This is a genomic window from Frankia sp. CcI156, assembly GCF_001983015.1.
Taxonomy (GTDB): Bacteria; Actinomycetota; Actinomycetes; order Frankiales; family Frankiaceae; genus Frankia; species Frankia casuarinae.
Window position 1 is genome coordinate 29,210 of the sequence record NZ_MOMD01000052.1, and the last position, 20,259, is coordinate 49,468.

General features: G+C 69.9%; 10 protein-coding genes. 7 read left to right on the forward strand and 3 right to left on the reverse strand.

Annotated elements, in window-relative coordinates; all coding sequences use genetic code 11:
* Window positions 1–177: 177 nt before the first annotated feature.
* The 6 genes from pglW to CcI156_RS17985 are packed head-to-tail and all read left to right on the forward strand — an operon-like array spanning window position 178 to window position 18,019.
* Complete coding sequence (gene pglW / locus CcI156_RS17960) at window positions 178–4,398, forward strand: BREX system serine/threonine kinase PglW (RefSeq protein ID WP_076806997.1); 4,221 nt, start codon at window positions 178–180, stop codon at window positions 4,396–4,398.
* On the forward strand, window positions 4,395–8,114 hold the full coding sequence (gene pglX / locus CcI156_RS17965) for a BREX-2 system adenine-specific DNA-methyltransferase PglX (protein WP_076806999.1): 3,720 nt from the start codon (window positions 4,395–4,397) through the stop codon (window positions 8,112–8,114). The genes pglW and pglX overlap by 4 nt, the downstream gene beginning before the upstream one ends.
* Entirely contained in the window at window positions 8,111–11,794 is a 3,684-nt protein-coding gene (locus tag CcI156_RS25830) for a hypothetical protein (RefSeq protein WP_076807001.1), read from the forward strand. Before pglX ends, CcI156_RS25830 begins: the two co-directional genes overlap by 4 nt.
* A complete protein-coding gene (gene pglZ, locus CcI156_RS17975; protein ID WP_076807003.1) occupies window positions 11,791–14,436 on the forward strand; it encodes a BREX-2 system phosphatase PglZ in 2,646 nt (881 codons plus the stop codon). Before CcI156_RS25830 ends, pglZ begins: the two co-directional genes overlap by 4 nt.
* On the forward strand, window positions 14,433–15,761 hold the full coding sequence (gene brxD, locus CcI156_RS17980) for a BREX system ATP-binding protein BrxD (protein WP_023841470.1): 1,329 nt from the start codon (window positions 14,433–14,435) through the stop codon (window positions 15,759–15,761). Before pglZ ends, brxD begins: the two co-directional genes overlap by 4 nt.
* Window positions 15,758–18,019, forward strand: a complete 2,262-nt coding sequence (locus CcI156_RS17985) for a DEAD/DEAH box helicase (RefSeq protein WP_305775225.1) — start codon at window positions 15,758–15,760, stop codon at window positions 18,017–18,019. Before brxD ends, CcI156_RS17985 begins: the two co-directional genes overlap by 4 nt.
* Before the next feature lie 147 nt (window positions 18,020–18,166).
* Here the strand turns inward: CcI156_RS17985 and CcI156_RS17990 are convergent, their stop codons facing one another.
* Both CcI156_RS17990 and CcI156_RS17995 read right to left on the reverse strand, forming a co-directional pair.
* Complete coding sequence (locus tag CcI156_RS17990; protein WP_011437344.1) at window positions 18,167–18,478, reverse strand: MazF family transcriptional regulator; 312 nt, start codon at window positions 18,476–18,478, stop codon at window positions 18,167–18,169.
* Entirely contained in the window at window positions 18,475–18,735 is a 261-nt protein-coding gene (locus tag CcI156_RS17995) for a toxin-antitoxin system HicB family antitoxin (protein ID WP_035911300.1), read from the reverse strand. Before CcI156_RS17995 ends, CcI156_RS17990 begins: the two co-directional genes overlap by 4 nt.
* A 227-nt stretch (window positions 18,736–18,962) precedes the next feature.
* Here CcI156_RS17995 and CcI156_RS18000 point away from each other — a divergent pair, with 227 nt between their 5' ends.
* A complete protein-coding gene (locus tag CcI156_RS18000; protein WP_254847497.1) occupies window positions 18,963–19,847 on the forward strand; it encodes a pirin-like bicupin family protein in 885 nt (294 codons plus the stop codon).
* A 120-nt stretch (window positions 19,848–19,967) separates the two neighbouring features.
* On the opposite strand, the gene CcI156_RS18005 is transcribed toward CcI156_RS18000, so the two are convergent.
* Complete coding sequence (locus CcI156_RS18005; protein WP_076807005.1) at window positions 19,968–20,168, reverse strand: integrase; 201 nt, start codon at window positions 20,166–20,168, stop codon at window positions 19,968–19,970.
* Between the last annotated feature and the right edge of the window lie 91 nt (window positions 20,169–20,259).

Here is a 20,259-nt window from a genome sequence, read left to right on the forward strand (position 1 = left end):
TGGCCTCACCCGGCGGCGTCGGCGAGATTGGGCAGCCCCGACACCGCTGGAGCCCATCGCGGGACGGCCTACCCACAGCACTGGTTGCAAGCACCTGCAGCCACAGAGATACGATTCAAGATCTTTGGACTGTGCCGGTCCGGTTCCGGGCCCGGCCGCGCATCGGGGGAGGGCCCATTGGACGATGAGCGCTGGACGCAGTGCACACCGTCCGAGTACGCCTGGGAGCGTGCGGCCCTGTCCTATCTCAAGGCGCAGCTACCAACCGGGGATCCCTACCGGGCTTGGGCGAACGCCGAGTTTCTCGGGTCCGACGGTTCCGTCAACGAGGTCGACCTGCTTCTCGTCCTGCCGGCGGGCATCGTCGTGCTGGAGATCAAGTCCTGGTCCKGTGTCCTCGTGGGAGACGCGGGCACCTGGCGTCAGAGCCACCGCGCCCCGGTCGACAACCCCGTCATCGGAGCAAACCGCAAGGCCCGCAAACTGAAGTCGCTGCTGGTTTCCCGGCCGGCGATGCGGGGCCGACGGGTGCCATGGGTGGAGGGCGCGGTATTCCTGAGCGACGCGCGGCTGGAGATCCGCCTTGTCCCAGAAGGCCGGGCGCACGTCTTCGGACGGCATGACCAGACCCAGCTGCCGAGTTTCCTGGACTTCGCGCGGCAGCCCGGCCGGGTGGACGGCGAGCTCAGTAATGCCCTGGCCCGGGCCGTCGACCAGGCCGGAATCCGCCCGTCCCAGCGGGCGCGGACCGTCGGCAGCCTTCGCCTGGAGCTGCCCGCCTTCCAGGAGGGCGTCGGCTGGCAGGACTTCCTCGCCCGCAACCAGCGGTTTCCCGACGACCGGCCGCGGCGGGTGCGGATCTATCTGGCCAGTGGTGTGGAGTCGGTGCACCAGCGTGACCAGCTCGTGCGGGCCGCCGAGCGGGAGTACCTCGCACTACGCGGCATCGACTATCCGGGGATCGCGGCGCCGATCGACTTCGTCGAGCACGATCTGGGCCCCGCGCTCGTCTTTCCCCACGATCCCGAGCTGATCCGGCTGGACCATTTCCTCCAAGAACACGAACGCGAGCTGTCCTTCGACGATCGGTTGGCACTGCTGCGCGTCCTTGCCGAGACCATGGCGTACGCCCACCGGCGGGTGCTGACGCACCGGGGCCTGAGCCCGCGATGCGTCTGGGTTCGGCGCCGGTCCGACCGCTTCGCCCTCCAGATCACGGACTGGCAGACGGCCTCCCGCGGCTCCGAATCGACGTCAGGGATACCGAGCACCACCGGCCCGGCCACGTCGACGGGGGGCTACGTCGAACTGGCCGACGACGCCGCCGCGGCCTACTTCGCACCCGAGTGGAGCTGGGGCACGGCGAAGGGGGTCACCCTCGACGTCTTCGGGGTCGGCGCCATCGCCTACCGGATCTTCACCGGGAAACCCCCCGCGGCCTCATCCGGGGAGCTCAGCCGACGTCTGTCCGAACACAACCGACYGTTACTCGCCGAACAGGTTGATGCCGTCTCCGAGGAGCTCAACGAGCTCGTCGCCCGGGCGACCGAGGCCGACCCGGAGCAACGCACCCGGGACATGGCCGCGTTCCTGCTCGATCTCGACCTGGTTCGGGAACGGCTGGCCGCCATCGCGGAGGAGGCACCGGTTGTCGTTGATCCCCTGGAGGCCGAGGCCGGCGCCGAACTGGAGGGCGGATTTTCGGTCCTCGGCCGGCTGGGCCGCGGCTCGACGGCGCTCGCTCTGCTCGTCGAGCGGGACGGCGGGCGCGCGGTTCTCAAGGTGTCGTTGGACCGAGACAGGGATCCGCGGTTGGTCGCCGAGGCCGAGACGCTGCGCACCCTCAGCGAGCATCCCGGTGTCGTGCAGCTGCTGAGCGACGGCGTGATCGACGTCGGCCCACGCCGGGCCCTGTTGATCACTTCAGCCGGGGAACGCACCCTCGCCCAGGAGCTGCGCGAGCGAGGCCGACTACAACCGGAATGGCTCCAGGGGTGGGGCGACGACCTGCTGGAGATCGTCCAGCACCTACAGYGGGCCGGGCTGGCGCATCGCGACATCAAGCCGGACAACCTCGGCGTCGCCGAACGTGGCGGCAGGGGCAAGAAGCGGCAGCTCGTCCTGTTCGACTTCTCCCTGGCGAAGGAGCCGTTGGAGGCCATCGAAGCCGGCACCCGCCCGTACCTCGACCCGTTCCTCGGCCGCGGCGAGCGCCGCCGATGGGATCAGGCTGCCGAGCGATACGCCGCGGCGGTGACGCTCTACGAGATGGCGACCGCACGCCGGCCCGAGTACGGAACCCATGGCGGGCATCCGAGTTTCGTCGACGCCGACGTGGCGATCGAACCCGAGCTGTTCGACCGGTCGTACGCGACCGGTCTCACCGAGTTCTTCCGCCGAGCGCTGCACCGGGACGTCAGACAGCGCTTCGACACMGCGGAGGACATGCGCCGCGCCTGGAACGCGATCCTGGCCGAACCGGCCAGCGTGGTCCCGCAGCCGCCCTCCGCGCGCATCAGCCGGGACACGCCCATCGGCGCCGCCGGTCTGTCCCGCCCGGTGCTGTCGGTGTTCGAACGGCTGTCGATCGATACGGTGGGCGGCGCGCTCGACCTGTCGCCCGCCCAGGTCGTCTGGCTGCCCGGCATCGGTACGAAGACCCGCCAGCAGTTGCGTGCGGACCTGGACCGGCTGGCCGGCCAGGTCACCTCCTCCCCGGCCGAGCGGCCCACCGAGCCGACGCTCCTCGACCGCGTCGCCGCCGGGCTCATCCCCCGCGCGACCGACCGGGCCGTCGCCGAAGCCCTGCTCGGCCTCGGCGAGCAGGGCGGCAACGCATGGACGAGCGTGCGCGACGCGGCCAAGGCCCTTGACCGCGAGCAACGTACCGTCCGGCAGGCGGTAGCCAGGTTCGAGCGGCATTGGCTGGCCCTCGACGGGATGCGAGAGTTGCGGGACACCATCGTCAAGGTCGTCGAGTCGGTCGGTGGGGTCGCCTCCGCCCGGCACTGCGCGGCGGCCCTGCTCGACTTTCAGGGCAGCACGGTGGAGGAACCGCTGCGCTCCCGGCTCGCCGAGGCCGTCGTACGCGCGGCGATCGATGCCGAGCTGGCCGACGACTCCCCCCGCGACGACACCACCCACGACACCACCCACGACGCCTCCGGCGGTTCCGAGATGGGTGGCGATCCACGGCTGGTGTACAGCCGAGAGCCCAACGGCATCCTCGTCGCAGCCGGCCCCGCGCGCGCCGGGGACGGGCCCTCCACCGCCGATCGGTTGGACTGGGCCTCCCGGCTCGGCGGCGCGGCCGACGACCTCGCCGGCGCGGACCCGCTGCCGGCTCCGGCTCGGGTCATCGAGACGTTGCGCGCCGTCCGCGCCCCCGGCGACACCGACCCCTCCCTGATCTTCCCCGAACGGCTCCTCGACGTCGCCATGATCGCCTCCGAGAACGCCGCGGTGACGCCGCGCCTGGAGGTCTACCCGCGAGGCCTCGACGCGGGACGGGCGCTGCGGCTGGCCGCCGGGGCGCTGTACGGCCGCACGGAGCTGACCCCCGAGCAGGTGGCCGAGCGGATCATCGTGCGGTTCCCGCACGCGGGCGCGCTGCCCGGCCGTCCCGAGCTGGACGCCCTGCTCGACGCGGCCGGGGTGCCGCTGTGCTGGGACGACGAGAAAAAGCGGTACGTGACCCGCCGCATCGAGGTGACCGGGCTCACCTCCCTGGTCACCTCCCGTGGAACCAGGCCGCGCTGGAGCACCGGCGCGGGCGCCGCCTGGACGACAATGGGATGGCGCCGGGTCTCCGACGAGGTGCTGGCCGCGGATGACCGGCTCACCCGTTCGCTGGTGGACGGCGGCTGGCTGGTGCTGTCGGTGCCGCCGCGGCGACTCGCCCGGGCCGAACGCTGCCTGGCCGCGCAGGATGTCACCGTTGTCGACGCGGAACAAGCCCTGCTCGCGGGGATGCGGGAGTTCTGCGCCCAGCACCGGGTGCAGTGGTCGATCGTCCTGGCGGCCGACGCCGCCGACCGATCGTCGCGCGACTGGGCCAACCTCTCAAGGGTCGCGCAGGCCGGGCTCGCCGGTGTGCGGGCCTCGATCGAGGCCGCGGGGCCGGCGGTGCTGATCACGAATGCGGGGGTGGTCGCCCGGTACGATCCGGCGCTGGTGGTACTGGATGAGCTGCGCGCATCGGTGCGGATGGCGACCGAGACATCACCGGTGCGTACGGTGTGGCTGCTCGTACCCTGGGCCGACGTGGACAAACAACCGTTGTTGGATGGTGGCGCTCCCGTGCCCCAGTTCGGCAACCAGGGCCTGGCGCTGTCCGAGGAGTGGATTGTCCGGCACGAGTCTCGGCTCGCCGACGGCGCTGAGGGAGGAGCAGCGTGATCGAGGCGAGACGCCTGTTGGCCGATCTCCAGCGGCAGGTCCGCGGCCTGGAGGCGGACCTGCGCGCGCGGGCCCGGTCGGACCGGGACGTCGACGATCGGCTGCACAAGCGGTACCAGGAGGCGAAGACCGGCTGTCGCACCGGCGTCGGCTACGAGACGTGGCTCGACCAGCAGCTCACCCAGGTGGCGGTCGGTTGGGTGCTGGCCTGCGTGTTCACCCGATTCTGCGAGGACAACACGCTGCTGGGACGTCCGATGCTGGYCGGCCCGGTCCGCCCCGAGCAGGAGGCCGACGAGACAGGCGAGGCCAGGGAACGGGTCGACGGGGTGGCCGAGGCCCGGGAATGGCAGACTTTCTACTTCCAGGCGGAGGACCACAAGAATGACTCCGACCTGGAMTACCTGCGGGCGGCGGTCGCCCGGCTGGAGGCGTACGACGCAACCCGGGATCTGGTCAACCGGCACAACCCGCTGCACCTGGTGGACATCTCACCGGACGCGGCGACCGGCCTGCTGGAGTTCTGGCGGYGGATCGACCCGGAAACCGGCGCTCTCGTCCACGACTTCTCCGATCCGGCGTCCTCCACCCGCTTCCTCGGCGATCTGTACCAGGATCTTTCCGAACAGGCACGTAAGGACTACGCGCTGCTCCAGACCCCCGAGTTCGTCGAGGAGTTCATCCTCGGCCGGACCCTTGCCCCGGCGATCGACGAGTTCGGCCTCGCCGAGGTTCGGATGATCGACCCGGCCTGCGGCTCCGGGCACTTCCTGCTCGGCGCCTTCGACCTCCTGCTCGACCGGTGGCAGAAGCAGGAACATGGGATTGACGTCAAGGTCCACGTGGAGCGCGTACTCGGCCAGGTCCACGGTGTCGACATCAACCCGTTCGCGGCGGCGATCGCCCGGTTCCGCCTCGTCATCGCCGCACTGGYCGTCTGCGGGATCACCCGGCTCGTCGACGCCCCCGTCTGGCGCATCCGCATCGCCATCGGTGACTCCCTGCTGTGGGGCACCGAGGATCAGCAGGACGAACTCGACGGCGTCGCCACCCACGCCCTGACGGGTTCCACCGGTGAGGGTGAGTTCACCTACGAGTACGAGGACGCTCGCGAGCTGAAGGAGATCCTGGAAGCCCGCTACCACGCGGTTGTCGGCAACCCGCCGTACATCACGGTCAAGGACCGGGCCCCCAGCAACGCCTATCGGGTGCGCTGGAGCGCATGCCATCGCCAGTACGCGCTCAGCGTGCCGTTCGCGCAGCGGTTCTTCCGACTCGCGGTCAACGGCGGCTTCACCGGCCAGATCACCGCGAACTCCTTCATGAAGCGCGAGTTCGGCAAGAAACTCATCGAGGAGTTCTTCCCGAGCGTCGACCTCACCCTGCTCGTCGACACCAGCGGCGCCTACATCCCCGGCCACGGAACCCCGACCGTCCTCATCTTCGGCCGCCACCGCCGCCCCATCGGCGCACAGGTCCGGGCAGCACTCGGTGTCAGGGGCGAGCCCAGCGCACCGGCCGACCCGGCCAAAGGCCTCGTGTGGACACGAATAGTAGAGAACTTCGCGAATGCTGACCACACGGATGCGTATATCAGCACCCTCGGAATCAAGCGGATAGATCTTGCGAGGCATCCCTGGTCACTCGCTGGCGGTGGAGCGGCTCAGTTGCAAGCTCAGATAGACACAACCAGCGCGCGTCTACATAATCTCGGAGTTGACATCGGACGCACCGTCCAGCTCGGCGAAGATGACGCTTGGATACTTGCCCATAGTTCTCCGGCGGTGACCAGGTTTCAGGACAACATGGTCCMCCATGTTTTCGGCGAGCTAGTACGTGACTACACGATCGAACAACCTCCCATTGCAATTAATCCGTATGCCGACATAACCAAAGGAATCCCCCTTTTAAAAGATCAGGAAGTTGTACAAAATCTCCTCTGGCCAAACCGAACAATCCTGTCTGCTCGCACAATATTCGGTAGAAGTCTTGCCGAAAACGATCGACCATGKTATGCATATTTAGAAATATATGCAAACCGACTGCACACCCCGCTGGCGATCGCCTTTCCGTTCGTCTCGACCCACAACCACTTCACACTCGACCGAGGCGGCAAGATATTCAATCGTACCGCAACCGTTCTCAAGCTGCCCGAGGGAGCCACGGAGGAGAAACATCTGCGGCTGGTCGGGGTGCTGAACTCGTCGGCGGCGTGCTTCTGGCTCAAGCAGGTGAGCCAGCCGAAGTCCGGGAGTGGGATCGGACGCGGTATCCAGGACGAGGCATGGGAGAACCGCTACGAGTTCACCGGGACCAAGCTGAAGGAGTTTCCGCTGCCGGACGGGGCGCCACTGGTGTTGGCGACGCGGCTGGACGGGTTGGCTCAGGAGCTCCAGCGGGTCGCGCCGGCCGCGGTGGCCAGGGACGCTGTTCCGACCCGGGAGGCACTCGTGCACGCGCGGGCGGAGTGGGAGCGGATCCGGGCGGAGATGATCTCGGCGCAGGAGGAGCTGGACTGGGAGGTCTACGGTCTCTACGGGCTGCTCGGCGACGACGCGGACGGGTTGATCGGTTCGAGTGTGACGAAGCCGCCGCTGGCGCTTGGCGAACGGGCGTTCGAGATCGTGCTGGCGCGGCAGCACGATGCCGGCGAGACCGAGACGGAATGGTTCACCCGGCACCGCTCGACGCCGATCATCCAGCTGCCCGCGCACTGGCCGCAGGACTACCGGGCCCTCGTCGAGCGGCGGCTGGCGAAGATCGACGATGATCCGTACCTTCACCTCATCGAGCGGCCGGAATGCAAGCGGCGCTGGGCGAGCCGGCCGTGGGCGGAGATGGAGGCCGAGGCGTTGCGCGACTGGCTGCTCGACCGGCTGGAGGCCCGCGAACTGTGGCACCGACCGGAACCGACCCCGCGCACCGTCGCCCAGCTCGCCGACGAGCTGCGGACCGACGCCGAGTTCACCGCCGTCGCCAGGCTCTACGCCCGCGACACCGCTCTTGGTGACGTGGTCGCCGATCTCGTGCGCGACGAGCATGTACCGTTCCTCGCCGCCTGGCGGTACACCGACATGGGGCTGCGGGTCCGGGCGCAGTGGGAACGCACCTGGGATCTCCAGCGGGAGCAGGATGCCGAGGACGAGCGGATCCGGGCCGAGGAGGAGCGGCGTAAGGAGTCCGACGAGCCGCTGCCACCGGCCCCACCGCGTAAAATCATCGACATCAAGGTGCCGCCGAAGTACAAACAGACCGACTTCCGCGAGACGTCCTACTGGCGCAGCCGCGGGAAGCTGGACGTGCCCAAGGAGCGGTTCATCTCGTACCCGGATGCTTCCCGGGACGGGACCCTGCTGCTGGGCTGGGCCGGCTGGGATCATCTCCAGCAGGCGCAGGCGCTGGCCACCTATATCGCCGATCGGCGCGAGGTCGACGCCTGGGACGCCGAGAAAACCAAGCCGTTGCTCGCCGGGCTGCTGGAACTCCTGCCGTGGGTCGCGCAATGGCATTCGGAACTGGACCCGGAGTTCGGTATTCGGCCCGCGGACGCCTACACCGGCTTCCTCGACGAGCAGGTGCGCCAGCTCGGGCTGACCCGTGACGATCTCACCGGCTGGCTCCCCGCGGCCAGGAAGACGAGAACCACGGTGAAGAAGCCGGTGAAGAAGCCGGCGAATAAGCCCGCCACGACTCCGGCGAAGGCGGCCCGGTCATGACCCTGATCTCGGAACTCCTCGACATCCCCGAGGCCGTGTACCCGGGGGACTTCGTCCTCGACCTGTCCCGCGGCGTGACCCAGATCGATCGCACCCTGCGCGAGTATGTCGTCACCCCCGAGCTGGCCATCCGGTTCGGGGAGGCGCTGGGTCTGATCAAGAGCGCGCTCACCGACGGCAGTAGCAAGGCCGCCTACCTCGACGGCTCGTTCGGGTCCGGCAAGAGCCACTTCATGGCTGTGCTCGGCGCGCTGGCGCGGAACCACCCCGGGGCCCGGGCGATCGGCGAGCTCGCCCCTGTCATCACCGCATTCGACGGTGACGTCATCGGCAAGCAGTTCCTCGTCGTGCCGTATCACCTCGTCGGCAAGACGTCGCTGGAGGAGGCGGTCCTCGGCGGCTACCTGGCGCACGTCCGCGCGCTGCACCCGGACGCGCCGCTGCCCGCCGTCCTCATCGACAAGCCGCTGCTCGACACCGCGGTGGCGTTGCGCGGCCAACTCGGCGACCAGGCGTTCTTCGGCCTGCTCGGCGGCGGCGACCGGAGCTCGGCTGCCGACCCGCGCTGGGGCACGTTGAACCACGGGGCCTGGGACGCCGACCGGTTCGAGCAGGCACTGACCGCCGCTCCCGCCGCGCAGGAGCGCCGCGACCTGGTCGGCACCCTGGAGAAGGCGCTGGTCGGGTTCGCCGAGCTCGCCCGGGGCGCCGCCACCGGCTACGTCAACATCGACGACGGCCTGGCCGCGATCAGCCAGCATGCCGCCGGCCTCGGCTACGACGGGCTGATCCTCTTCCTCGACGAGCTCATCCTGTGGTTCGCCACCAGGATGGCCGATCACGCCTGGGTGGCGAACGAGGCTCCCAAGGTCGCCAAGCTCGTCGAGGCGGCCAACGCCGACCGACCGGTGCCGATCATCAGTTTCGTCGCCCGCCAGCGGGACCTGCGCGAGCTCGTCGGCACCAACCTGCCCGGCACCGAACATCTTGCCTTCGCCGACAGTCTCAAGTGGTGGGAGGGTCGGTTCGGCTCGATCAAGCTCTCCGACAACAACCTGCCGCTCATCATGTCGAAGCGGGTCCTGCGGCCGCGCAGCGATGCCACCCGGGCACAGATCGACACCTCGTTCGCCGCGATGGACCGGGTCCGAGCGGACATCCGGGCCGCGCTGATGACCGCCCACGCCGACCGGGCCGCGTTCCGGCTGACCTATCCGTTCAGCCCGGCATTCGTCGAGACGCTCGTCGCGCTGTCCGGGTTCCTCCAGCGGGAGCGGACCGCGCTGCGGGTCATGCAGCAGCTACTCGTTGACCAGCGGGACACCCTGCAGCTCGGCCAGCTCGTCCCCGTCTCCGACCTGTTCGACGCGCTCATCACGGATGCGTCGCCGATCAGCGGCGAGCTCGGCGGGCTGTGGCGCAACGCGCAGAAGGTCTACGGCGAGATCCGTCGGCTCATCCTGGAAAGCCACGGGCTGACCGAGGAAACCGTCACCGGGGTGGCCCCGAAACACGCCGTGTACATGGACGACCGGATCGCCAAGACCCTGGTGCTCGCCGCCCTGCTCCCCGAGGTCCCGTCGATGCGGGATCTCACCGCCCGCCGGATCGTGGCCCTCAACCACGGGTACATCCGGTCGATGGTGCCGGGTCAGGAGACGGGCGCGGTCACCCAGGTCGTCCGCAAATGGGCGGCCCGGCTCGGCGCGGTGCAGGTCAGCGGGGACGACGCAAGCCCGCTCCTGTCGGTGCGGCTCGAAGGCGTCGACATCGAGGGCATTCTGGAGAACGCCAAGGGGGCCGACTCGCCCGGCGACCGCCGGCTGACCGTGCGAACGCTGCTGTTCGACGCGCTCGGCGCCACGAAACCGGAGGGTATCGACCGCGCGACGATCGTCACCGCCACCTGGCGCGGCACCAAACGCAACGTCGAGCTCATCTACGGCTATCTTCGCGACCCCGGTGACGTGGGCGACAGCATGTTCACGCCCACCCACAACGGCTGGCGGCTCGCCCTCGACGTCCCCTTCGATCCGGACGACCACTCCCCGGCCGAGGCCCTCGACCGGGTCTCGCGGCTGCGGGACGCGCTCCCAGCGCGCACCCTCTGCTGGGTCCCGCGGCACTTCACCGCACACACCCAATGGAGCCTGGGCCGCTACCTGCGGCTGGAATACGCCGTCGGGCCGAGCTTCGACCAACTCGCCGGGCACCTGTCCGACAATGACCGGGCTATCGCCCACCARCAGTTGACCGCGCAGCTCGACCAGCTGCGCAGCCAACTGACGAACGCGCTGCTGCAAGCCTATGGCCTCGTCACCCCGGACGAGACGGTCGTCGATCCCGCGCACGGCGGGATCGACATGTTCGTCAGCCTCGAACCGGGATTCACGCCCCGGGTCCCCGCCGGTGCCGCCCTGCGCCCCGCCTTCGAAAACCTGCTCGACCAGGCACTGAGCTGGGAGTTCCCGGCCCACCCCCACTTCGACGGCGAGGTGCGCCYGGGTGACCTGGCAAAAGTGCACGCCCAGGTGCGCCGGGCCATCGAACATCCCGAGCACCGGATCATGGTCGAATCCAGCGAGCGGCCCGTCATGCGGAAGGTGGCCAACCCGCTGGGGCTCGGCGAGCAGAGCGACCAGTACTTCGTCCTCGGCCACCACTGGGAACGGCACCTCGGCCGAAAGATCATCGAGGCCGAGGCGGCGGGCCGGCCGGTCACGGTCGGAGACCTGCGTGCCTGGCTGGACGAGCCGAAGCGGATGGGTCTGCCCCAGGAGATCGCGGACCTTGTTGTGCTGGTCTTCGCCGAGCAGACCAACCGCGGCATCCTCCACGGCCGGCCGCTCGACGTGAGCATCCCGCGCCCGCTGCCCGCGGACGCGCGCGTTGTCGCCGAGCCGCTACCCGATCGGGACACCTGGGAGGAGGCCCGCGGCCGGGCGCACGCCCTCTTCCTGATCACTGACATCACCGAACTGTGTACCGCGCGCAACGTCGCCTTGCTGGCCACTCGGGTACGATCAGCCGTCGCGGACCGGCTTCCGAAGGTTCGCGCGCTGCACGCGGCCCTCATCCGCCGAGGACCGACCGTGCTCCGGGACGGCACCGACCCGGCGACGGAACGAGTCCGGATCGCCCAGGGCGCGCTGCGTCTCTGTGCGGACCTGGCGACCATCACCGACAATCTGGCCCTGGTCGAGCGGCTCGCCGCCTTCGACCTCCCCGCGGTCCCGCTGCACACCGGTCGGAGCCTGACCACCGCCGCCGATCTCGACGCGGCCATCCGGGAGGTGGACTGGAACATCTTCACCACCGTGGCCGACTGGGGACCCGAGCATCCGCGGGGCGCGGAGGCAGCCGCGTTGGTGACCGAGCTCGCCGCGGTCTGGGCGGCCAACGAGTACGTCCAGCACCTCCAGCCGGCGCTCACCAAGGCGGACAGGAAGRCTCGCGGGTTGCTGCTGGAATGGAGCCGACGGGTCTCCCGCCCAGCGAGCAGAACCGGCACCATCAACCCGCCGRGCGTGGCGGCACCGGGCGTGGCGGCACCGGGCGGCGTGGCAACCAGCGGCGCCCGCGAGGTCGATCAGGACTCGGTTGCCGAGTTCACGTCCACGCTCGCGGCGCTCACCGCCCAGGGCTGGCGGATCAAAGTCACCTGGCAGGCCGTGCGGTGACCGTGGTAGCCGCGCCGGTCCTGGTCCGGGCGAAGGTGGCCGAGGTGCTCCGCCGAGACGAGAAGGCACGCGTCGTCGCCCTGGCCGCGGCGCCGGTGTGGCCGCACGACGAACGCCTGGAACTGCCCGGTGGCCGCGGCGTGGTGGTCCGGCCATGCGTGTCCACCCTCGCGATCCGCGACGAGCTGCAACAGGTCGACGATCTTCCTGCCGGGGAGGTACTCGTCCTGCTCACCGAGTACGAAACCGGCGAGCTGGGGACGAGCATCACTGCCCGGCTCGCCGGTCAGAAGATCCTGCCGCTTGATCGCTGGCAGCAGCTCACCAGCCTGTTTCGGGCACACGGCATCGATCCGGCCCTCGTCGACGAGCAGTGGGCGGTGAACGCGCTGCTCGCCACCCCCCCGCCGGACGGGTATCCCGCCGCGCGCAACGGCTACCTGGACCGGGCCACGGCATTGGCCACACTCGCCGAGACCCAGGCCGGGCTCACCCCGCTCGACCTCGACCTCGCGGGCCTGCTGCGATGGAGCCTCGACGCCGAACACCTCGCGCGGTGGCGCGCGTTGGACCCGGCGGTGCGTACCGGCATGAGCGGATGGCTTGCCGGCCGCGGCGGTCGAGGCGACGTGGTGGYCGCCGTTCTCCGGTGCTTCGCCGGGCCCTACGGTCCCGACGCCGTCGCCGTCGGACTGGTGCTCGCGGCTCTCAGCCATCCCGAGGTCCGGGACACGGCGCAGGTGCCGCGCACCATGCTGGAGACGCGGGTGGTCGACGGYGCTCTCGCCCCGTCCGTCGCCGCGGAATGGGGACGCGCGGCTGAAGGGCTGGTTCAGCGGCTGCTCGGCCAGGAGGGGCGGGCCGTGGCTGGCGGAATCCTGCGACGCGCCGAGGAGATCCTGGCCGGGCAGGGCGCCGCTGAGCTGTCTTATCCCAGCGCCGTCCTCGAATCCGGTCTCACCCAGCGCCTGCGGCACATTGGCTCGCAGGTCGCCGCGGTGCTGCGCAAGCGGCGGCCACGCGCCGAGGATCTGGGGCCGGTCGAACATGAGGTGGCGCGGCTGAACGCGCACGCGCTGGCCGCCGACCATGCCGAGCGGGTGAGTCGCGCCGAGATGGCCGTTCGGCTGCTGCGCTGGCTGGCCCAGGAGGCCGCGTCCGCCCGACCACCGGCGCCGAGCCTTGCCGAGGCGTCCCGTCGGCAGCAGGACCAGGACGCATGGGTCGACCTGGCCCGGGCGCGGGTGTGGGAGGGCGACGTCGATCAGGTGGTCGCCGCCGCCTACCGGACACTGTGCACGACGGTCGACGCCCGTCGCCGCGAACACGAACGGCGGTTCGCGAATCTGCTCGCCGACCACACCCGCACCGGGTCGACGCTGGGCGAGCTGCTGCCGGTGGAGGACGTGCTCGACCAGATCGTGGTGCCGCTGGCCGGCCGATGCCGGCTGCTGCTGCTCGTACTGGACGGGATGTCCACCGGGGTGGCGCGGGAGCTGCTCGCCGACCTGTCGACCCGGGGCTGGGTAGAACACACCCTCACCCCGGCCCGACCGGTGCTGGCCACCCTGCCGTCGGTCACCCGGACCTCGCGGACGAGCCTGCTGTGCGGGCGGCTCGTGGACGGCACGCAAAGCCAGGAGAAGGCATCCTTCGCCGAGCGGGGCTGGCCGCTGTTCCACAAGGGCGACCTCGCCGCGGCCGGTGYCGGCGAGGTGCTTGAGCCGCGCGTCGCGGACGCGATCAGGGGCGACGCCCCCGTGGTCGGCATCGTTGTGAACACCGTCGACGACACCCTGGACAAGGGTGGGCGCACCCCCTGGACCGCCGGCTCGGTCGATCGRCTGCTCGACCTGCTGGCCACCGCGGACGGATCGGGCCGGGCCGTCCTGCTGGTCAGCGACCACGGCCACGTCCATGAACGCGGCTCCCGGCTGGTTTCCGACGACAGCGGCGGCGCGCGGTGGCGATCCTCGGCGCGCCCGCCCGACGAGGACGAGGTCACGCTCATCGGCCCGCGGGTGCTGCTGGGCGGCGGCCGGATCGTCGCCGCCTGGAACGAACGGCTACGTTATACGGCCCTGCGCAACGGCTACCACGGCGGCGCCAGTGCCCAGGAGATCGTGATCCCGTTGGCGCTGCTGCGTCGGGTCGACCTCGACCTGCCCGGTTGGACTCCCTTGCACCATGCCGCGCCTCCCTGGTGGGTGGAGCCGATGGCCACGGGCACCACGCCGGCCACGGGCACCACGCCGGCCACGGGCACCACGCGGGCCGGACGTGCCGGCTCGGCCGCACAGCCGGACCTCGGTCTGTTCGACGAGTCCGAGGTGACGCCGCAACCGTGGGTGGATCGCGTGCTCGATACCGAGGTGATGCGGGCTCGGCTCGCCCGGATGCGTCGCGGGGCCATGCCCGCGGACCGGCTCGGGCTGCTCCTGCGGGCGCTCGACGCCCGTGGCGGCGCCGCCACGCGGGCCACGGTCGCCCGCGCGCTCGACGTGCCGGACGCGCGGATCGCCAGCCACCTCGCCGCGGCGCAGCGGGTGCTGAACATCGACGGCTACGAGGTGCTGCGGATCGATGGTGACACCGTGCGGCTGAACGCCGCGTTGCTGGCGACGCAGGCCGGTCTGACGTGACCATCTCCGAACAACGCCGACGGGAGGTGATCGACGCGCTTCGGCGCGGAACCGTGCCGCGGCAGGGCCTGGATGTGCTCGCGGTCGGTCTTGACCGCTTCACCACGGCGATCGAGGAGGATCTCGACCGGCTCGCCGGCGGACAGGCGACGTTCCGGGCGATCCGCGGCGAGTACGGCGCGGGAAAGACGTTCTTCACCCGCTGGCTCGCCGAGCGGGCCAAGGCCCGGGGGTTCGCCACCGCCGAGATCGCGATCTCCGAGAACGAGACCCCGCTGCACCGGCTCGAAACGGTCTACCGCCGGCTCGCCGAACGGCTCGCGACCGCCGAATTCGCGCCGAGCGCGCTGCGTCCCATCGTCGATTCCTGGTTCTTCGCGCTGGAGGAGGACGTTCTCGCCGGCGGCGAGGTCGTCGAGAATGAGCTGGCGCGCCGGGTCGACGAGTTGCTGGAACAGCGGCTGGCCGCCGTCGGGCGGGTCGCGCCGTCCTTCTCAGCCGCCCTACGGGCGTACCGGCGGGCGACCGCGGCCGGCGAAACCGCGGCCGCGGAGGGACTGATCGCTTGGCTGGGCGGGCAACCGCACGTGGCGGCGGCGGTGAAACGGGCCGGCGGTGTCCGGGGCGACCTCGATCACGACGGAGCGCTCGGCTTCCTGCAGGGGCTGCTCGCGGTGCTCACCGACAGCGGCCATGCCGGTCTCGTGGTCGTCCTCGACGAGGTCGAGACGCTGCAGCGGGTCCGGGGCGACATGCGTGACAAGGCGCTCAACGCGCTGCGCCAGCTCATCGACGACGTGGACGCTGGGCGATTCCCCGGGCTGATGCTCGTCATCACCGGCACTCCCGCGTTCTTCGACGGACCGCAGGGAGCGCAACGGCTCGCCCCGCTCGCGCAGCGGCTCCACGTCGACTTCCTCCCGGATCAAGCTTTCGATAACCCTCGGGCGGTGCAGCTGCGACTGCCCGGGTTCAACCGGGATTCCCTGCTGGAGCTCGGCGGCCGGATCCGGGAGCTGTACAGCTCCGGCCATGGTGATCCGGAGCGGTTCGCCACGGCAGTGGACGAAGGCTACCTGGCCGAGTTCGCGCAGGCCGTGGTCGGGCAGTTCGGCGGGCGAGTAGGCGTCGCGCCCCGCATCTTCGTGAAGAAACTCGTCGATGTGCTCGACCGCGTCGACCAGCATCCCGCCTTCGATCCCCGGCGTGCGTACGTCCCGCGGCTGTCCGCCACCGAGCTCACCGACACCGAACGTGCGGCGATGCCCAGCCCGCCACAACCGCCCCCGGCGGCATCGGTCGACGACATCGACCTACCGCTGTGATCTCCCGGACGTCCGGGGCCTCGGGGGCTTCCGGGGCTTCCGGGGCCTCGGGGGCTTCCGGGGCCCCGGGGGCTTCCGGGGCCCCGGGCTTCGCCGCCCTCGACCCGGCCGTCCAGTATCACGTCGTCAACAGTCTGCGGTGGCCTGCCCTGCGCCCGTTGCAGGAGGCGGCGATACGTCCGGTCCTCGACGGGCATGACGTGCTGCTGCTGGCACCGACCGCCGGTGGGAAAACCGAGGCGGTGGCGCTGCCCCTGCTGTCCCGGATGGCCGGGGAGAAATGGYGCGGGCTGTCGGTGCTGTATGTGTGTCCGCTGCGGGCGTTGCTGAACAACCTCGAACCGCGGCTGGCCGCGATGTGCGAATGGCTCGGCCGGCGGGCCGCCGTCTGGCATGGAGATGTCGCCGACTCGGTGCGCGGGCGGCTGGCCGTGGATCCGCCGGATCTTCTGCTGACCACCCCGGAGTCGATCGAGGCGATGCTCGTCTCCGCGCGCGTCGATCATCGATGGCTCTTCGCCGGCCTGCGGACGGTTGTCGTCGACGAGGTCCACGCCTTCGCCGGTGACGACCGCGGTTGGCATCTGCTGGGGGTGTTGGCCCGGTTACGCGGGCTCGCCAACCGGCCGGTACAGCGGATTGGTTTGTCCGCAACTGTCGGGAACCCGGACGTACTGCTCGACTGGCTCGCGGACGGATCCGCCCGGCCGCGCGCGGTCGTCCGGCCGAGTGACGTGACGGCCACCACGGACGTGACGGCCACCACGGACGTGACGGCCACCACGGACGCGACAGCCACCACGGAGGTCGGGATCGACTACGTGGGCTCCCTGCGTAACGCCGCCCTCGTGGTCGCCCGCCTTCATCAGGGGATGAAGAGGCTGGTCTTCTGCGATTCCCGCAGCCAGGTCGAGGAGTTGACGGTTGCGCTGCGTGACCTCGGGGTACGGACGTATGTATCCCACTCGTCCCTGTCACGGGATGACCGGCGGCAGGCCGAGGCCGCCTTCGCGACATCCACCAACTGCGTCATCGTCGCCACTTCCACCTTGGAGCTGGGGATCGACGTCGGTGACCTGGACCGCGTCATCCAGATCGGCGCCCCCGCCACGGTGATCTCCTTCCTGCAACGCCTCGGGCGGACCGGGCGGCGCCCCGGGACCCGACGCAACACGCTGTTCCTGGCAACGTCGCAGAACTCTCTGTGGCTCGCGGCGGCTATCACGCTGCTGTGGCAACGCGGATACGTCGAGCCGGTCGTCCCGCCCGTGCTTCCCCGTCACATCGTCGCCCAGCAGATCCTCGGACTGGCCCTGCAGGAAGGCCGCCTCGTCGACCGCGACGTCTGGCAGTGGCTCGGCGGGCTTGCCCGGACTCCGGGCGCGGTCGACGTACTGGCGCATCTGGCCAGCTCCGGGTTTGTCGTGCACACCGACGGGCTGGTATCGATCGGCCCGCGGGCGGAGAAGGAATACGGGCGACGCTACTTCCTCGACCTCACGTCAACCTTCGCCGGCGAATCGATGGTGCAGGTCTGGTGGGGACGTAGCCTGCTCGGCCAGCYGCCACCGATCGCGCTCGCGGCTCGACCGGAGCACGGACCGCGGGTGGTTCTTCTCGGCGGTCGTGCCTGGAAGGTGAATCATGTCGACTGGCGGAGAAGACGAGTCCAGGTYGAACCGAGCCGCTACCCAGGCTGGTCCCGGTGGAACGGCGGGGCCCGGGTCATGTCCTATCCGCTCGCCCAGGCTCACCTCGACGTCCTCGCCGGGCAAACGGCCGGCATCGAGATATCCCGGCGGGCCGCCGACGCGTTGGACAAGCTCCGCGCGCAGCATTCCTTTGTCAGTGTCAGTGTCAGTGACGAGCCGGGCGAACGCACCTACCTCACCCGCGACCCCGAGAAGCGGCCGATCTGGTGGACATTTGCCGGGTTCGCGGCCAATTCGGCCCTCGCCTCGGGGCTCGGCGAGCTGGTTGACGCTGACGCGCCGGTCGGCGATCTCAGGCTGCGGCTTCGCCCGCACGTCAACTCCGCCGCGCTACGGACAATGCTCGATGTTCGACGTGACGACCTCGTTGACGCTCTTCCGGCCATCGATGTCGAGGCTGCCGATGGGCTCAAGTTCTCCGCGGCGATTCCCCTCGAACTCGCGATCGAGACGCTAGCCGCACGCCTCACCGATCCATCCGCCGTCCACGCGACGCTGAAGGCAATCATCCGGRAGGAGACTGCGCCTCCGCCTGGGGGATGGTAGCCGTGAACGGATTGATCGCGGCGGCGATGACGTCGGCCGACATCCAAGCCGGACGCCGACGCCGGGCTGGAGCGCATCGAGGAAGTGACCCGCCGCTTGCCCCACCGCTGCTTTCGCCTTCGACCAGTTCGGGCCGTTGCCGTAAGGTCAACGTTCGGGCGTGGCCAAGATCTTGAACAACATGGTGTTGGCGGTGGTGAGCGTCTGGGCGTCGACCCGGCGCAGGCATTCACCCAGGGCGGCCTTGGCCACGAACGTGACCAGGCCCATCACGGCCCACTGCCCCTCCCCCAGGTCGACGCAGAACCCCTCGTCGGTGGCGTGCTCCACGACCAGGGCGACCAGCACGGTCGGCTCGTCGGCGATCTCGTTGTAGACCGTGGAGCTGAGGATCAGCACCGCCTGCGGCGCCGGCCCGATGCCCGCGGTCCAGATCTCACCGCGCCGCGGTGGCCTCACCCGGCGGCGTCGGCGAGATTGGGCAGCCCCGACACCGCGAGAGCCCGCTGGTTGGCCTCCCCGAAGGCGAGGGCCGCGCCGGCCACCGCCGGGTCGGCCCGCACCCAGGCCCCGTGCGCGGCGCAGCGCCGACGCATGTCCTCGGCGTCAAGCACGCCCTCGACCCAGGCGTTCATCGAGGTGTGCTCGGCCTCGGCGTACCGCTTGACCGCCTCGTAGGCCTCGTCCGAGAGCCGGAGCGTGATCGTGCGCGACATGCGCAACATGCTAGCAAGATCTGACAGCGGTATCCGCCGCAGCGTGGAACGCATGGTCGCACCATCCGGCCACCAAAATCGACAGATTATATGCCTATTTATGTGATTCCGTTGCTCTAGCCGGCGGGTCATCTGCCTGGGCGGGACGCGGGCCGTGGAATGTCCGTGGCCCCGACGACGCTGGACTGCGCAGGCATTGTCCTGCCTACCGTGAAGGAGGGTTCACCATGAGCGCCACGCCGTCCTCCCCTGGGTCGTCCACCCCACCGGCCGCGGTCCCACCGGCCGCCACCCTTTCTACCGCGGGCCCGTCTTCCGCCGCACCCTCCTCCGCGGGCCTGCGCCCACAGCCCCGGATCGACATTCGCCGGGCGGACGACAGAGCGGCGACGCACGTCGGCTGGCTCGACTCCCACCACTCCTTCTCGTTCGGCCATCACTACGATCCGTCAAACACCCACCACGGTCTGCTGCTGGTGAACAACGACGACACGGTCGCTGCCGGGACCGGGTTCGAGACCCATCCGCACCGGGACATGGAGATCGTCACCTGGGTCCTGCGCGGATCGCTCGTGCACCAGGACTCCACCGGCCACTCCGGCGTCATCTACCCGGGACTCGCGCAGCGGATGAGCGCCGGTCGCGGGATCCTGCACTCGGAGAAGAACGACTCCTGGCGTCTCGACGGCGGCGGGGAGCCGCATGACGAGCCGGTGCATTTCGTCCAGATGTGGGTCGCGCCGGACCGTCGGGGCATCGACCCCGGCTACGAGCAGCTGGAGATCGACGACGAGCTGCTACGCGGCGGCCTGGTACCGGTAGCGTCCGGGATGGCCAGGCACCGCGGGCAGAGCGCGATCACGATCAGAAACCGGTTCGCGGCCCTGTGCGCCGCCCGGCTCAGCCCTGGTCGGGACGTCACGCTTCCCGAGGCTYCCTACCTGCACCTGTTCGTGACGCAGGGCGAGGTGACGCTGGAGGGGACGGGTGTGCTGCGCGCCGGGGACGCGGTCCGGTTCACCGCAACCGGCGGTCAGCGGGTCAGCGCCTCGGCTCCCRCTGAGATCCTGGTCTGGGAAATGCATAAAGCGATCGAGGATTTTTTGGGATAGCAAACTTATTGCTGGTGAGGGCGTGTCTCCGCTGGTGGGAGGGCATTTTCGCATCCTTTCAAGACGTGCGATCAGCGGCGGTGACCGGCGGCGGTCTGTGTCTGAGACGTGCCCGAAGGATCATGCGCTGTCGGCCGACAGGGCAGCCGCGATACGGGCCCGGCAAATCTCCTCGTCCCCGTCGATGCACTGGGCGTAGATCGTCAGCAGCATCTGAACCGTGTGGCCCGCCCACTGAGCGACCCGCGWCGGCGGGACACCCGCCGCCAGCCAGCCGGACAGGCAGGCGTGACGCAGCGAGTAGGTAGTCTGAGCAACCATCAATGACCTCCGGAGGGGACTGTCGCCTTCAGGCGACAGGGGAATCCGGCACGGACCGCAACGGTTATACCGGCCACGCTGGTATAATCAA

Excerpts from the sequence above, each read along its gene's own strand:
- CcI156_RS17995 (WP_035911300.1), bottom strand. The coding sequence starts at position 18,735 with ATGTCGCGCACGATCACGCTCCGGCTCTCGGACGAGGCCTACGAGGCG.